Origin of the sequence: Gracilimonas tropica DSM 19535 (genome assembly GCF_000375425.1) — a bacterium.
Lineage (GTDB): Bacteria > Bacteroidota > Rhodothermia > Balneolales > Balneolaceae > Gracilimonas > Gracilimonas tropica.
The window spans coordinates 164641-179075 of record NZ_AQXG01000006.1; the positions used below are offsets into that span (position 1 = coordinate 164641).

At 43.0% G+C, this 14435-nt stretch carries 27 protein-coding genes; 1 reads left to right on the forward strand and 26 read right to left on the reverse strand.

Features of this window, described 5'->3' with window-relative positions:
- From B151_RS0111415 to B151_RS0111500, 18 genes are all read right to left on the reverse strand, one after another.
- Positions 1-267, reverse strand: coding sequence for a hypothetical protein (locus B151_RS0111415; RefSeq protein WP_020403766.1), 267 nt, complete (start codon positions 265-267; stop codon positions 1-3).
- Positions 264-596 (reverse strand): hypothetical protein, encoded by a 333-nt coding sequence (locus tag B151_RS0111420; protein ID WP_020403767.1) that lies wholly within the window; start codon positions 594-596, stop codon positions 264-266. The genes B151_RS0111415 and B151_RS0111420 overlap by 4 nt, the downstream gene beginning before the upstream one ends.
- A 45-nt stretch (positions 597-641) precedes the next feature.
- Positions 642-1148 (reverse strand): putative metallopeptidase, encoded by a 507-nt coding sequence (locus tag B151_RS0111425; protein ID WP_020403768.1) that lies wholly within the window; start codon positions 1146-1148, stop codon positions 642-644.
- 41 nt (positions 1149-1189) lie between these two features.
- Positions 1190-1564 carry a hypothetical protein gene (locus tag B151_RS0111430; protein ID WP_020403769.1) on the reverse strand — a complete coding sequence of 125 codons (375 nt, stop codon included), beginning with the start codon at positions 1562-1564 and terminating at the stop codon, positions 1190-1192.
- Entirely contained in the window at positions 1561-1824 is a 264-nt protein-coding gene (locus B151_RS0111435; protein ID WP_020403770.1) for a hypothetical protein, read from the reverse strand. The genes B151_RS0111430 and B151_RS0111435 overlap by 4 nt, the downstream gene beginning before the upstream one ends.
- A gap of 2 nt (positions 1825-1826) precedes the next feature.
- The gene (locus tag B151_RS0111440; protein ID WP_020403771.1) at positions 1827-2144 is read right to left on the reverse strand and encodes a hypothetical protein; all 318 of its coding nucleotides are present in this window, start codon (positions 2142-2144) and stop codon (positions 1827-1829) included.
- Position 2145: 1 nt separating this feature from the next.
- On the reverse strand, positions 2146-2601 hold the full coding sequence (locus tag B151_RS0111445) for a regulatory protein GemA (protein WP_020403772.1): 456 nt from the start codon (positions 2599-2601) through the stop codon (positions 2146-2148).
- The gene (locus B151_RS0111450) at positions 2594-3079 is read right to left on the reverse strand and encodes a hypothetical protein (protein ID WP_157470945.1); all 486 of its coding nucleotides are present in this window, start codon (positions 3077-3079) and stop codon (positions 2594-2596) included. Before B151_RS0111450 ends, B151_RS0111445 begins: the two co-directional genes overlap by 8 nt.
- 81 nt (positions 3080-3160) lie before the next feature.
- Positions 3161-3691, reverse strand: coding sequence for a host-nuclease inhibitor Gam family protein (locus B151_RS0111455; protein ID WP_020403774.1), 531 nt, complete (start codon positions 3689-3691; stop codon positions 3161-3163).
- Positions 3692-3708: 17 nt separating this feature from the next.
- Positions 3709-4644: a ParB/Srx family N-terminal domain-containing protein gene (locus tag B151_RS0111460; protein WP_020403775.1), complete on the reverse strand. Its 936-nt coding sequence runs from the start codon at positions 4642-4644 to the stop codon at positions 3709-3711.
- Positions 4641-4871, reverse strand: coding sequence for a hypothetical protein (locus B151_RS0111465; protein WP_020403776.1), 231 nt, complete (start codon positions 4869-4871; stop codon positions 4641-4643). Before B151_RS0111465 ends, B151_RS0111460 begins: the two co-directional genes overlap by 4 nt.
- Complete coding sequence (locus B151_RS0111470; protein ID WP_020403777.1) at positions 4861-5217, reverse strand: hypothetical protein; 357 nt, start codon at positions 5215-5217, stop codon at positions 4861-4863. The genes B151_RS0111465 and B151_RS0111470 overlap by 11 nt, the downstream gene beginning before the upstream one ends.
- Positions 5211-5483, reverse strand: a complete 273-nt coding sequence (locus B151_RS0111475) for a DUF7352 domain-containing protein (protein ID WP_020403778.1) — start codon at positions 5481-5483, stop codon at positions 5211-5213. The genes B151_RS0111470 and B151_RS0111475 overlap by 7 nt, the downstream gene beginning before the upstream one ends.
- A gap of 10 nt (positions 5484-5493) precedes the next feature.
- A complete protein-coding gene (locus tag B151_RS0111480; protein WP_020403779.1) occupies positions 5494-6432 on the reverse strand; it encodes an AAA family ATPase in 939 nt (312 codons plus the stop codon).
- Positions 6433-6443: 11 nt separating this feature from the next.
- A complete protein-coding gene (locus B151_RS0111485; RefSeq protein WP_020403780.1) occupies positions 6444-6761 on the reverse strand; it encodes a hypothetical protein in 318 nt (105 codons plus the stop codon).
- Positions 6758-6994, reverse strand: coding sequence for a hypothetical protein (locus tag B151_RS0111490; RefSeq protein ID WP_020403781.1), 237 nt, complete (start codon positions 6992-6994; stop codon positions 6758-6760). The genes B151_RS0111485 and B151_RS0111490 overlap by 4 nt, the downstream gene beginning before the upstream one ends.
- Positions 6984-8957 (reverse strand): transposase domain-containing protein, encoded by a 1974-nt coding sequence (locus B151_RS0111495; RefSeq protein WP_020403782.1) that lies wholly within the window; start codon positions 8955-8957, stop codon positions 6984-6986. The genes B151_RS0111490 and B151_RS0111495 overlap by 11 nt, the downstream gene beginning before the upstream one ends.
- A gap of 7 nt (positions 8958-8964) precedes the next feature.
- Positions 8965-9234 carry a hypothetical protein gene (locus B151_RS0111500; protein ID WP_020403783.1) on the reverse strand — a complete coding sequence of 90 codons (270 nt, stop codon included), beginning with the start codon at positions 9232-9234 and terminating at the stop codon, positions 8965-8967.
- Positions 9235-9335: 101 nt separating this feature from the next.
- On the opposite strand from B151_RS0111500, the gene B151_RS0111505 reads away from it, so the two are divergent.
- A complete protein-coding gene (locus tag B151_RS0111505) occupies positions 9336-9857 on the forward strand; it encodes a helix-turn-helix domain-containing protein (protein WP_020403784.1) in 522 nt (173 codons plus the stop codon).
- Positions 9858-10196: 339 nt separating this feature from the next.
- Here the strand turns inward: B151_RS0111505 and B151_RS0111510 are convergent, their stop codons facing one another.
- The 8 genes from B151_RS0111510 to B151_RS0111545 all read right to left on the reverse strand — a co-directional run bounded on the left by B151_RS0111510 (position 10197) and on the right by B151_RS0111545 (position 14176).
- Positions 10197-10544, reverse strand: a complete 348-nt coding sequence (locus B151_RS0111510; protein ID WP_020403786.1) for a hypothetical protein — start codon at positions 10542-10544, stop codon at positions 10197-10199.
- Positions 10545-10722: 178 nt separating this feature from the next.
- Positions 10723-11025 carry a type II toxin-antitoxin system RelE/ParE family toxin gene (locus tag B151_RS0111515; RefSeq protein WP_020403787.1) on the reverse strand — a complete coding sequence of 101 codons (303 nt, stop codon included), beginning with the start codon at positions 11023-11025 and terminating at the stop codon, positions 10723-10725.
- Complete coding sequence (locus tag B151_RS0111520; RefSeq protein WP_020403788.1) at positions 11013-11270, reverse strand: type II toxin-antitoxin system Phd/YefM family antitoxin; 258 nt, start codon at positions 11268-11270, stop codon at positions 11013-11015. Before B151_RS0111520 ends, B151_RS0111515 begins: the two co-directional genes overlap by 13 nt.
- 151 nt (positions 11271-11421) lie before the next feature.
- Positions 11422-11718 (reverse strand): hypothetical protein, encoded by a 297-nt coding sequence (locus tag B151_RS18605; protein WP_020403789.1) that lies wholly within the window; start codon positions 11716-11718, stop codon positions 11422-11424.
- A 179-nt stretch (positions 11719-11897) separates the two neighbouring features.
- Positions 11898-12731: a hypothetical protein gene (locus B151_RS0111530; RefSeq protein ID WP_157470947.1), complete on the reverse strand. Its 834-nt coding sequence runs from the start codon at positions 12729-12731 to the stop codon at positions 11898-11900.
- A 142-nt stretch (positions 12732-12873) separates the two neighbouring features.
- A complete protein-coding gene (locus B151_RS0111535) occupies positions 12874-13266 on the reverse strand; it encodes a type II toxin-antitoxin system death-on-curing family toxin (RefSeq protein ID WP_020403791.1) in 393 nt (130 codons plus the stop codon).
- On the reverse strand, positions 13266-13472 hold the full coding sequence (locus B151_RS0111540) for a hypothetical protein (RefSeq protein WP_020403792.1): 207 nt from the start codon (positions 13470-13472) through the stop codon (positions 13266-13268). Before B151_RS0111540 ends, B151_RS0111535 begins: the two co-directional genes overlap by 1 nt.
- A 230-nt stretch (positions 13473-13702) precedes the next feature.
- A complete protein-coding gene (locus B151_RS0111545) occupies positions 13703-14176 on the reverse strand; it encodes a hypothetical protein (RefSeq protein WP_020403793.1) in 474 nt (157 codons plus the stop codon).
- Between the last annotated feature and the right edge of the window lie 259 nt (positions 14177-14435).

The following is a 14435-nucleotide window of genomic DNA, read 5'->3' on the forward strand; positions in this document are numbered from 1 at the left end:
TCAATCCATTGCATTATAACGGGAGCGGAAAGGGTCTTCACGATACTCCCGCTTCCATTCAGGTTCAGGGGTTTCACCGAAAGCATTCCAATCCTGGATGCTTTCCTCTTCGGTCCAGCCGGCACCGATCATGCTGCAGCCATCGTCTTTATCGGGGTCGAAGTTTTCGCAGGCCGTGAGATATACACCGCCTAATCGCTTGTCGTGTTGACTAATTGTTGCTTGACCTCCGCATTCGGGGCAGGGTTGTAAGGTTGGCTTACTCATCTCAAACCTCCTGAAGCAAGTTCAAGCTGCTTTACAGGTTCTGGCCTGAGTGCGATTTGTTCACGGAAGGTTTGGGACTTCGCTACGTATTCTTTGATGTAGCGCTCAAAGAGTTTCTCAATGGCCTTAACCGTGCCACGGAATTCCATTTTCTTTAGCTTCTCCGCCCGGGGCGCATCGCCGGCGGCATTTAATCCATAGCCTTTGATCAGCTGAAGGCAATAATCCGGATTGGTAACAGAAAGGGTGATCTTGATATATCGCTGGTGGTCCAGCTGATACCACCGGCTGCTTTTAAAGCCCTGGTATTGGTGTTGAATATAATGCATAGCTCATCGGTTGTAGATCCCCGGCCCGAAGGCCAGGGAAAGGGGTTAAAGTTTCACTTCGGATTCCTGACGGGGGTCGAGGTCGTACAGGGAAGCAGCGGTGGCCTGAATGGTTTTATACCACTCATTACCGTATTTATCGTTTGTGGCATAGAAATCGGAAAAATCAGGGCTTCGCAGTTTCATTTTCCATTCCTGGGTCTTTGATCTGAACTGGGGATCGATGCGAAGTAATTCGTGGAGCAGAACCATCTTCTTTTCAAAGTTCCCAAGCATATCCCAGATCTCTCCGGACACTTCGATCAGGTAGTCATTCCCGGAGTAATGCTTTACCTCACGATTCGCTTTCATACATTTGGCCACTCGCTTTTTGCTGAGGTTCGGATAGATCAGGAAGTAGCCGATCTCGGCCGGACCGAATTCCATCTTATGCTCTTCGATCACTTGCTTTGCCAGCGCCTGAACTTCCGGAGATTCCATAAGTTGCTTGGTGGAGTGAATCGTTGCCTCCGCCTTCAGGAATTCATCTTTTTTGTTTTCGTTGTTACTCATGATTAGGTGGGTTTATGGTGATTATTTAGGGGTCGAATTTCTTAATACTTCCATGAAGCCGGGACAGAGAATTTTTCTTTTGTAAGTTCCGCGATGGGATATTTGATCGTTCGGCTGATTTTAGTGGTTACTCCTGCGGCAACAAATTCAATATTTCCACCACGGATCAGTGAATTGCGAATTACTTCAACTCCCAGGTAGAAAGAACACTCTTGTGGTTGCACGCCAATCACCTTGCCAGTGCCAGTTTCAACAGTCCAGGATTTAAGAAGCTGTCCCTGGTCTTCAAACTTCACTACATACACTTCTTTTTCATCCATTGGTATAGGAACCTTTTCTGTTTTGCAGGTAAAACCAATCCCCATGCTTTGGTTAGCGAGTTGATTAATGCGATTTATAGTGTGTTGTTTGCTCATCGGTTACTCCTTGTTGGTTTAGGGATATAAAAAGGTCTGGGCGGAGATGGTTGTGGAATTTCATTTTTAGGGCGTTTGATATTTTCACTTGGAATCACCGGCATATTCAGTTCTTCCATCATTTTTATCGCTTGCTTCATAGCAAAGGTTTTGCCGTTTTGACGGCCAACCTGTATAACTATTAATGGCTTTTCTCTACACTCCACAATCTCCTCGAGAAGTCTCTTTGCTTGAATGGGGCCGAATTCAATTCCTTCCATAATCAATCCTCAAATAATTGTGCCTGATCGGTGTTTTTAGTTTTACTCTGCAGGTGTTTCTTAATCACTTGATAGACCCGCATCTCACTGCAGCCCAGCTTCAGGGCTAAGTCCTTTGCATTCCCCATCTCATGATTCTCAATGATGTACGCTTCCTGGGCTCGGTTCAATGAAGCCTTGCTTACATACAAATGAATAGAGGGAACGCCGGAGAGCAGCGAGATCACCGTATCGATCCCACAATTCTCATACACCAGCTTCAAATCTTTATCCAGGTACTTTTCTACGTTATCTATTTCTCGCATCCAGCTTAAATCCATGTCACTTCATCTCCTTTAATGCGGTTAAAATTGCCCGGGCATGTTCCTTCGTCAGCCATACTAATTTCTTCACTCCGGATCCTGGCTGATTGATGGGGCGAGTTTGTCGTTCAACAAACTGCTCCAGGCTTTCATCGCTCTTATTTCGAGCGATATCCCGCCACATCGCTTCAATCTTTCGAAGCTGCTTAGGGTCTGCCATGTTGGCCGGACGTGGCCGGAGGTATTCATATTTATGCCGGCCCCAGCCATGCCGGGTCGTTCCTTTGTTCATCTTTCTTTTGGGTTCCCATCCTTGAGCCTGCATATCCAATAGCAGCTCCTCAGCCTCAGAATAACTGAGATCCCGGGAAGTACTTACTCCATATTTTGCGAGCATACCTTCATAGGCTATATCAGTTAATTTCAATTCCTTTTTAGCGATATGAATCTTCGCTTTCTGTGCTTGATTAGCCATGCTGAACCTCCTTTTCTTTATTGATCAATTTCTGCAGACCTTTCATGAAATTCCGACTGGGTGAACCGCTGGGCAGGTGAAGGTGAATTTGAACGACGCCTTCCACGCGATCTATTCGAAACACCCCAGGATCCATCTCATCCAGCTTGCGCTGCGCCTCCAGGATCCGCTCGTAATATTCCCGGATTTGATTGACCGTGACGTAATATTTCTTTTCAACGGTCTTCTCGAAAACATCGAGGGAATGAATGATGGTCGCATGGTTTGCTGGTCGCTTGGAAAGCACAATGCCCTCGGCCTTAGCCAGTAGGTCATAGGTTGGTTTGCGCTCAGCGAATATGATAGCCCGGAGAATATGCCGGTAATCAGCATGAAGCTGCTCTCGGCCTTGCTGGAATTTCTTCCAGTTATCCGAGCCGTAAAGGAACCCAAGCAGGTTCCGGTAATCCATAATTAAGTCATGAAGATCTATACTCATCGGTTTTTGGTTTGGTTGAATAGACCCGGAGGGTATCAGCCCCCGGATCAGCTATATGAGTGGATTGTTATGGGGTACAAATTATTTCTGGCCTGAAGCGCCTTTCTGCGTGACTTCCTCTTCTTTAACTTCGTACCAAAATTTGTCGTCAGAAACCCGCTTGGCTTTTACTTTCTTGAGGGTTTCATCCGGGTAATCAGCCAGCACGTCTTTGTTTGGAGACTCCTTAACTTTGATAGCATCGGTGAGGCCATGCTTCTTGAGCAAGTCCAGCGTATGCTTGCGGCTGATACTGATCCGGGTAGATTTTCGGTAGCCTATTATTCCGAAATTCAGCTCTTTGGATTTCTTATCAGCAAAAAGTTCCTCACGGCTCATCTCGGCATAAGCTGCCAGACCTTTTTCAAAGTGATCGATCTCTTTTTGAATGGGAGCGGCTTTCTCGTTGGCCTCCTCTTTTATGGCGTTAATGGCATCTTCTGCGTCAGCATCGATGCGCTTTAGCTCAATGCGCCGGCGAGCAATTTCTAACAGTGCGTCGTTGGCTTCATCCAGGTTTCGGACTGCGGCCATTTTGGTTGTAGGTTTGAATCGTTTTTTTGTCTTAGGCATTGGTTTTGATTTTTAGGTTAGAATAATCTGATTCGTGTTCGGGAGTGGTAGTTGATGACATCCTCAAGCATGCGCAGGTAGCTTTCACTGTCGCTGCACTTGGTAAATTTGTCAGGTGCCATCGATACTTTTTTGATGATGAATTCTGGTGAAAGCTCGGCGAATTCCATTCCTTCTACCAGGGCAATGATGAAACTTCGGTCTGTAGTAAAGTCTCCATATTCAGATAGGTCTTGAACGAGTTTGCCGGTTTTCTCTGCAAATTCTTGATGCTCCAGGTGGAGTTTTCCGGACTTAAATTCATCCGTAAAGTTTCCACCACCGGTCACTGTTTTGCCCTTCATAAGCAACCCGGCAGACATGGTATAAGGCATCTTATATTTATCCAGGAACTCACGGAAGTAGATATATTGCTCTTTGCCTTTCGCGATCCAGTGATCCAGGTAGTCCTTATATCCCCAGTTCTTCGTGTTGATGTTCAAAGCGATGGCATCATCAATCGTTAAGCCCTTCTTAATGATGTAATAAATAGGCCGGCTTAATTTCATTGCTGCTCGTAAACGATGCTGGCCATCGATCACTTCATACTTATCATTAACTAAAATGGGCTGAGCAAAAAGAAGATCATTCTTTTTAATACTCCTGATCAAAGCGGTAACATGGGCATCATTAACACTTCGGTTCTTTTGATTGTAAATAAACTTGTCATACTGCTTCGTGACATAGTATTTATCGCACGGTTTATCTTCTGTTTTAATGGGAGAGCCACTAATATTTCCCTTCACAGGGCTTTTCTCTTTAAGGATTCTTTTCATTTCGGATTTATCAATTTTAAGGGTTCCTTTATTGGTCTCGCAGATAAACCTGGCATCAACTACATAGCAGTCCTGAATGAAATAGGCACTGTCTTTATATTTGATGGTGGTTCCTTTTAATTTTTCTGCAACACTCATTGTCCTATGTGTTTAAGTTTGCGTTCAACGGTTGCCTTCAGCTCTCGATTAAGCAACTCGATATTGTCCTCGATCCAGTCTTTCACATCAGGCCAGTCTCTGATCCAGTCGGTATCGCGGATCGTTAGCAGGTAACCCGCCGGCACGTTGGCCATCAGGGTTCCTTCGTACCTGCCCGGGACCGGGCAGGGCGAAGTATCGGTTAGTGGTTCGGTTCTAATGGGCATATTCTCCTCCAACCGTGGTTTTAGAAGTCAGTCCCTTGCTGTTAACCAGCCAGGTAGATTTAGTCATCTTCCGTTCGTAGTACTTAAGCTGCCGTTCAGCAGCTTCGATCTGAACCCTGGGGGCGTGGGTATTACGCAGCTCATAAAGGACTTTTCGCCAGCTATAAAGAATTGTATTGGGATTTCCGTCCCACATTTCCTGGTACAAGAACCAGTTCATGATTTCGGCATTCTTCTCATCAGCCACACGTTTTATTTGGCTGTAAAACACCACGCGGACCAGCATTAAAATGGCCGCTATTATTATTCCAACTACCAGGGTAATAATGATGTATTGATCTAACATGATGTCTCCTGTTTGCAATTATATTCAAAGATGTGCCAGACATAACCTTGCTGAAACACAGTCTCCAGGTATGTCCCATTTTTAGCTTTTGAACTAAGCTTATTTCCGGTACCAACTATGCAGAAATTTCTTTCCTCCTCATCGGCTTCCGAGTCAACCATAGCCCACAAATACAGCTCACCATTTTGGTAAGCGATCTTAAGGATCTCCGCGCCCTCTCTTATCATTACTGAAGGCTGCACTTTGTATTTATAGATCACTTTCATTTCAGCCTCCTTAAATAATTACATATTGCTGAGCCTTCTCGACCACTTCAGCGCCGATCCGGTTATTCGGGATATCGTTCTTCTGAGCCAGCTGAAGCGTCCGCTTCATGAGCTTACTCAGCGACCGGCCATTCTGCGTTCGCTTAAAGAAATGCTTATACAATCCGTTACTCGAGGGAATAGCAGCTTGTACCAGGAGCTTTACATCTTCCTCTTTCAGATTTGATAGCTCTGCCTTAATTCCTATTCGGGAATACAGCTGTCGAAAATCTGACTTCAAGCCTCTGAGGTTCTGAAGCAGCTTCGGCATTCCTGAAAGCAGGATCCCGATGCCGGTCATATCGTGAAGCCGGCGGGTTAGCTCCAGGGCTGAGGTCGGGAGATGCTCCGCTTCGTCTATAATTAAGAGCCGATCGGTCCCTTGCAGTTTCTCCCGGGCATCCTCAAACATAGCCGTTTGCGTTCCGCTCCCTGCAAATCCGATCTCCTTGTGGATCTTTGTCATGAGCGTTTTAGCGGTTGTTCCAGGAATGACTTCTATAAGAATCACCCCGTCAGGATTGTCCTCATTGTATTGATGGAGGGCACGGGTCTTGCCTAATCCGGCATCCCCTGTAACCACGCCCATTTCACCTTCCACATGGCATATTCGGGCTACATTATACACCCGCTTAAAGTTGTTAGTAGGCAGGGTATCAATCAGGATCTCTGAATAATCCTCCCGCTCTACCTGGCGCTGCAAAAAGGATTCGATCTTCTTGGCCACGGTCTCATTGTCACCGGGATATTTGTCATTCATAAACTGCGACAGCAACGCTCCGGAAACGCCCAGGCTTCGGCTCACCGCATTAATACTGCTGCGGGTATCATCACCACTGTTTTGAGCATCTATATACTGTTTAAGATTCTCACGTTGTTCGTTGATGTAGGTTGTTTTATCTTTTTTCATGATTAGGTGGGTTACTTTGTTAACTCATCGGTTGCAGAGGCCGGTTGCCCAGGGGTCGAATCTGAAGCGCCGGTCTCTGTATTTTTTGGGGTTATCATTTCTTCGATCATGCAAAGGCCAGCTATAAAAGCATCCTGCTGCTCTTCGCTCCAGTCCACAGCCAGGCTCGCCATATAAGTAGTCAGCGTATCCTTCTCGAACTTGGAAAGCTGCTTCTCAAAATTGATCAAATCCTGAGCGGTATTTTCTTTTTGCGATCTTTCTTCCTGAATTTCATCAGGAGTTGCTTTACTTGAGTATGGGCTTCTATATTTTTCTGCTTTACTCATGCCGCCTCCTGCATTAGAATGTCATTCGCCTGATCCACCAGGGCATCGTACTCCTCAAAAGTGGAATAGGAAACCTTGTCCAGGTCAATCGTTTTCGCTTCATCGTAAAGCCTTGAGATCTCGGCTTTATCTTCGTTCTCGATCGCTTCTTTCAGCGCCTTAATAATTAGCTGTAAATGATAGGTGTTAGTCATCGTCTCATCGGTTTTGTTAAGGGTTAAATCAGTCTTCATCCCAAATAGACTTCAGGGATTTTTTAGATCCGGAATCATCCGGTACAAAATCACTCAGGTCGTCGGTGCCGGTACGTTGCATTTTCTCGTCCTTCTTGATCACCTCATCCATCTTTGTGGTATCCATCTGAATTACCGGCACTTTTTCGCTGTATTCGTTAAAGTCTCCTTTCTCCAGGCGAAGCTTTTCTTCGGCCTTAATATTGTAGGTCAGCGCATCCAGGATCTCTTCTGGAGAAGGCTGGGCATTCATGGCCAGGCGCTTCTTATGCATCTTCACTTCTTTACGCTTCCGCTTCTGGATCTCTCGAAGTTTGGCTTTCTCGATATCGCTGCTTACAAATCCGGAGATGGTATCGGCCAGCTGAGCTTTGCCCAGGAACTCATTGGTTTCATAAGCAAACACCCAGGCTTCCTGGTAGGCCTTGATATCTCTGCGGAGATAAACTTTCGTGCCTTTAAAGCCCATCATCCATTCGGCGTAGTAATACTTTCCAAGATCTCCATCCTTTACTCCGTTACGCATAATGGTAGCCTCTCGGGAAGTACGCATGCAGAACATTCGGAGGGTTTCCGGTCGGATAGCAATCTTCTTTTTATACTCAGAATAGAAGGCTTCATCCGGTGACCGGCCCTGAAGCTCTTTGCCTTGGCTGGCTTTCTTATTCAGTACCTCAAAAACAAACTGGTTAAACAACCGGTCGAACTTTTTAAAAGTCATCAGCTCGCCTTTTTTAACCAGCTCCTTCGTGGATTCCGGTCGGTCTTTAGGGTGAGAACCAGTGTACCCGGGGAGATGCTTTTCCAGGTATTCAATGAAACCCCTGAAGGCACGTTCAATATTCTTTGATTGGGCATTATAAGGAAGGCTAAACTGCGCTTTAATACCCATTAAACTTACCAGCGTTCGGGCCTCGGCTTCATCATCAATCGCCTGGTGTTTTCTGCCACCGGCAAAGTCCTTCGATCGGTAATCCTTACCATTATCTATATAGATGCCTTCGCCGGGTCGGCCAAATTTTTCAATACCCCATTTAAAACTCTGAAAGATGTGATCAGAATTAGGATCAGCTTCATGGTTAAATATGCTGATGAACTTATTCGTCTTGAAGTCCATCCAGGCCGTACACCAGGGACGGAAGATCTTGCCGGTTTCCTCGTTAATAACAAAGAGATCGATCACTCGGTGGTCACCAACCCACCAGGCATTGGCAGGAATATCCGACTTATCGCGATCCACATAATCGGCATACTTTTTATTCCAGGCTTCCTCGCCATATCGCGCAAAATAGATCGTACTATCCGAGTGCTCATTTTCCAGCCGGCGTAAAAAGGTTCGGGCTGTCGGGAAGTCCGAAACATCCCGGCCTTCCTTAAATGCCTGGCCCCGTACAATATTCCAGCAGCTTTCAGCCGAGGGCCGGCTCTCCTTTAAATAGAGCGCTTCAAACAATTCATAATCTTCATCGGTAGTCTTGGAATCCCCGCGCCGGTTTCCATAATTAGGGATCAGCGCAGTCAGGCCTTCCTCTTCATACGCCTTCCTGTACCGGTAAAAGCTTTTCAGTGAAACCTTCTCCTCCGGATGCGATTGCTTCCAGGCACGGATCGCGCCTTTCAGCTCCTTACCTTTCAGCTCTCCAAACTGCTGTATCAGGTTCAGCCAGAGATTAGCATGCTCCTTCGCATAATCCGGAGCCTTGGCATAAGCCTCCGCATCCATCTGCTGTTGCAACAGATCATCGTTAGCCTCAAAATGGTCACGGATATAATTAGATCGGTGGGGTTCCGGGAGTCCTAAAGGATTCACTTCAAGCTGTCGGCCACCGCGGCCTAAACCATCCACATATCTATAATATTGATCCGCAATTTTCTCCCGCTTTATGTACTTATATATAGCGTCAGAAGAGAGGGGTATTCTGTCCGTTAGTTCTGAAACCGGTATAAAATTCATTTTTCCCATAATCCGCCTAAGCTGCTTCAGATTCGCGTTTTTCAGAATTCTCAACTTGTCCGTTAGTCTGTCCGTTACTTGGGTACGAGAAAGGGACAACTTCCTGGGCCTGTTTAATGGTTTGAGATATGAGCTTTCTCAACCGGGGAGATCTATTGGCACCCTTAGCTGCATACATTACTGCCGTTGGTGAAACATCCCACTCCTTGGCTTTCTGAGACGCATTTGTCTGCAGGATCTCACAAGCAATTTTGAATTCGTGGTACCTATCTTTTAAGTCCTTCATTAGTTACATTCAGTTGTAATCTTTAATTAAACTTTTTAAGTATAAACTTTTTGTTTTATACTTGCAAGACTTAAAATTTATAACTCTACTAAAAATTTATATTGGGAAAAGAGATCTCAAATAGGCTCCAGCAAGTCGCTGAACTGTTATTCGAGGGGAATCAGGCAGAAATGGCACGTGCTATGGATATGACTCCGCAGGGACTCAATCCATATTTAGTAGGCGATAGAAACCCTGGATTCAAGCTGATTAAACGTTTAGTAGAATTGGGAATAAACGCGACATGGATAGTCACCGGCGTAAAACCAATGCTAATAAAAGATATTACGCACGCGCAGGTTACAAGGATAGATATGGTTCAGGAAGATATAGAGGGCGAAGGCGAATATGCTAACAAAGAGAAGAAGGGCATGGATCACTCAGATCCGGGCAATGGTTTTTTCGCACATATCAATCAGGACGATCTATCAGAGACTGAACATGATCTGCTTGTAGAAGTAAGGCGTTTCTCAGATTTTCTAAAAACGACAGGCGTACCTCTCCAGGTGAAGCGTCTAATGCTCGAGTTAATGATAGAGCACATTGATCAAGAGATTGCACGGCTTCGAGATAATCAAACGTAGTAAACTTCATTTCAACGTATTTTAAATTATGATTTAAGCGAGCCTGAAGGTAGTTTAATGCCGTGTTTATTGGATAGTAAAAATTCTCAAACCATCTCGCAAAAACATGAAGTAATCTCGAAGTTTATGAAGTTTTTCTCAAATTGCCTTTTTTCCCGATATCGCCCTCTACGCCTACATGATCCCCGTTTTTGTGGGCTTTTCCCGCTTCACCCTTGATTCTCAAACCATACACCCCCTTATATTATGAGTTAATAAACGGTGATAATTTTAAAACAAGCAATTCTGTAAACCGAAGCTACGTCCGCGTCCCAGTTAATGCGCTTGTTAGCTGTGCGGCTACAGCTTGAATTTTAGTGAATTTCCTGAACTTCGTTTTTCTATTCCCCACATAATAAATGCTTCATCTGATGATTCTTGATAGCCCATTATCTCACTATATGGAATAGAGACTTTTGAATTTCCTTCAATAGTAGGCCATTCAGCATTAGGATCTAAATCAACCAGTGTGGATGTTTCATATTCAAGTAGGATGTAATGGATAACCTCATCCGAATTGTTCGTAAGAATTACGGCCGATTCTTTTGTTGTAATGCTGAGGTTTTCATCACCAAGTGAATCCACACTACTATTACAGGAAAGAAAAATGAACGAGGCAAAAACGGAGATATAAAGTATTTTTTTCATATCAACACCTTCTGTATTTGTTTAGTAATTAGTACAGCTAACGACCCAGCGTTTAAACGGCACAGGGATTAAGATTTAGTTGAAGTAGCGAAATTAATTCATGGCAATCAAGTTCCATCGAACCCTGTCCCGAGCAATCGGGGCGTCCGCTTTAAAACGCTTTATTATACCAATTTTACTACCGCGATTTAAGTATATCAAGATGCAGAAATTGTTCTTCACGGATTACATGGACGATATATACAATCTCATTTTCCTGCCGATAAAATATCCGGCAAGGAGATAAAACTACTTCTCTATATATAGAGTTCTCAACCTCTTCAATAAGCTTACCACTTTTAGGATGAGGCGCCAAGCGCTCTATTTCTTCGAATGCAGATCGAACTAACTTCTTTGCAGCTGTTGGATTATCTAAAGAAATGTAGTCAGCTATTTCGTCTAACTCATTGAGAGCCGGTACAGTCCAAATTATTCGAGCCATCTTGCCATGCGTTTCTTAGCCTCGGCATGGGGTACAATACGGCCCTCAAGAATTGCTTTTTCACCGCGAGCCAATCCTTCAAGTAGAGATAATTTTTTTTGAATGTGCTCAAAATGATCTACATCAACAAGATATGCTGAAGGTTTTCCATGCTCAGTAATTAGCACAGGTTCCTTTTCCTCGTGTAATTCTTTGAGAAGTTTAGTTGCTTGACGTTTAAGTGTTGTGACCAATTCTGTTTTCATAGTGATACTAAAGTATCATTTTCAAGAGAGATTGGCAAGAACTACTGTAAAATTGGTATAACGACCCAGCGTTTAAACGGCGCGGATAAGTCTTTGAATATAAGCGACTAAACGCAAACGCGTCCACTTAATTTGCTTTGTTATACTGCTGCTAATTTGACTGTGACTTATGATGTTTTTGAACCTTCATGTAAACAAATTCAGAACGAGCTTTCGAATCCAAAGGTATTTTTTTCTTCTGAGCCCATTGAACCAACTCATCTAAATCTATTTCAATCTTATACACTTTAAATCCGAGATCATTGAAGTTTTTGAGTGCTCTTTCTGCAGCATTTTTCCAATCCTGATAGGTTTCATCAAAAGCATGACTGTCAGAACTAATCTGTTTAGCCTTTTCCCATTGTTTAGGCTTCCACCAAAGAATTCCAGTAACGTTTGTTTCTGCCATTACAGTTTGAAATATTGATTAGCAGTATAACGGCCCAGCGTTTAAACGGCGCGGGGATTATGATTTTCTTTTGAAGTAGCGAAATTAATTCCTAGCAATCAAGTTTCCTTCGAACTCCGTCCTGCCTGTCCCGAGCATTCGGGGCGTTCGATTTAAAACGCATGTTAGCCATATTTTTGTCAGTAGTTCTCTATTTCGTGTATCCAAGATTCTAATGTATCAACAAGTTGAGCTTTCAAGGACGCATCAAACGTAGAATTAATGTTTATACTGTCTGTAGACCTTGTTTCTAACGCTCTTATAGCTGATTTATATCCAGGAATTCTATTTTTAAGAAAAGATTTAAATTCATGGTTAGCTACTTTGAAAGTTTCTCCGGACCACGAGTAAATCGTGGCAAAGGAAGGGTTTTTATCAAGCCCTACATTTGGTAGTAAATCATCATCTATACTTACGTGGTTTAAAATAACTTCACACTGTCCATTCGAATCAATGTCTTCGACGAATATCAAATTAGTAGTATTGCTATGAAAGGAAGCCAATGTATCATTAGAAGCCTGCGAGTAAATAATAAGTTGCTCTTCGAATTCAGAACGAAGCTTGATAAGAATTTCCTGATCCTCTTGCGAGGTAATATTTCCAACAGCTACTTTATCTGGAAAAGAATCAAGAAACGGGCCAGTTGTATCTCTGATAGCTATTTTACTCTTAGTATCTGCCAGAAGTAAATAATTATAGCCTTCTGATTTTGGATATTTTGATATATGAATTATGTATTCATCAGGACCAACTCTATAAAATGGATAGATATTAAACTCTCCATCTTTCTGATTTTTTTCATCCCAATACCAAGTAACTTTTTTTGCTTGTTCTTTTTCAAGATGATCAAAAAGATTATCGGGCAGTGTTTGATGTAATCCCTGAAACTTTGCAAAGCTTACATCCCCACATTGAGCAAAGGTTAAACTAAAATTCAAAACAGAGAGTAGAATTATAAGAAGCGCTGTTTTCATTTTAATGTGGCTAACGACATTGCGCATAAGGTGCAAGCACCAACTTGTTGAAATTGTTTACAAATGAAAGGTTAACCATAAAAAGGAAAGCGGGCAAGATCAGGCGAGGCCTGTCCGCTTAATGCGCTGGTTAGCCGTATTTCTATTTTTCTATAGCTTTCTCTTTCAGATGTTTAGCAAGATCTTCTTTGGAAAGATCTTTTGACAAAAAGTCCAAGACCAAGTCCGCAAGTTCTAAATCATATGATTCTTCAACTTCATATCCATTGAGATACAAAAAGGTCAGAGCGGAGGCCAACGCCGTACGCTTATTTCCATCGACGAATGGATGCCGGATTGTTAAACAGATGATGTAGCTGGCAGCCATTTCAAATAAATCATTCAAGTACTCACCATCGAAACTCGCCTTTGGAGCCTCAGCACAAGCTTGGACGTCTTGTTCTTCTCGAATGCCTGGAGCGCCGCCTGCTTTTTGAATCTCTTGCTCATGGATGAATAAAATGTCTTCCGTAGTTACAAAGGAAGGCTCTTTCATTATTCACCCAGTTTATCTAACGATTTTCGATGCTTTTTGCTGACTTCCTGATAAGCAGATTTTGCATCAACTTTTTTAATCAAAAGTCCTTCATCTTGTGGGATAATTTCTACTTGGTCGTCATCTTCAACTTTCAAAAGTCTGAGTAAGGCTTTTTCCAGCAAAACACCACGACTGTTGCCAATTTTTTGAAGTTTCTTAATCATAATCGTATCGTTTTATGTTCTTACAAAGTTATTAACATAAGAATACGAAATTAAAAGCAAAAAAGTATAGCAGAAGGGAAGATTTAATACGCCTAACGGCCCCGCGCGTAACCGGCGTGCAGGCCAACGTTATTTATTTATTTATAAATGTACTACAGTAATTGATGATTTAAAACCTGGCAGCTGACGGCGAGGCACGTCCGCGTTGACGCGCTTGTTAGCTGTAAACTTCAAGTTTTGTGCTGGGAAACTTTTACAACTTTGCCATTTTCAAAAAATATTAAAAGAACGCTTGGATCTATATTTGCAATGCCAGGAACAAATCCAAGCATGTAAGCCCAATTATCTTTTTCCATGTCATTACTTGGACCTAACATCTTTTCAACTTCTTTTTTTGTTTTCCCAATAAGTAGTTCACTTTCAATAATATCTTCACTCATCTCATATCTTTCGGAAGGTTCATCCATCCACTCTTGTTGGTCAAATTCTTTGCTTGGATAATAACTGATAAGGAATATGAAGGATAAGACTAAACCAACATAAATAAGAGGAGTTATAATAACTGTACCGATTGAAGATAAGAGTTGTCGGCTTTTGATTGAAAACTTTGTCTTTTTTAACAACCATCTAAAGAAGAAAAATACAGGAATAGCAATCAAAATATTGATCACAAACACTTCAATTCCTATTCCAAATATCGACATTGTTAATTTTACTTGAGTTTAACAGCTAACGACCCAGCGTTTAAACGGCGCGGGGATTATGATTTAGTTGAAGTAGCGAAATTAATTCCTGGCAATCAAGTTTCATCGCACCCCGTCCAGCCTGCCCCGAGCATTCGGGGCGTCCGATTTAAAACGCCTTGATCTTTCCAAAAAGGACGTCCTCCCGTAGATTAGTTATTCCCCAATAATCTAAACACAAGGAGGACGTCATGACCTATTTAGGAATAGATCTTCATAC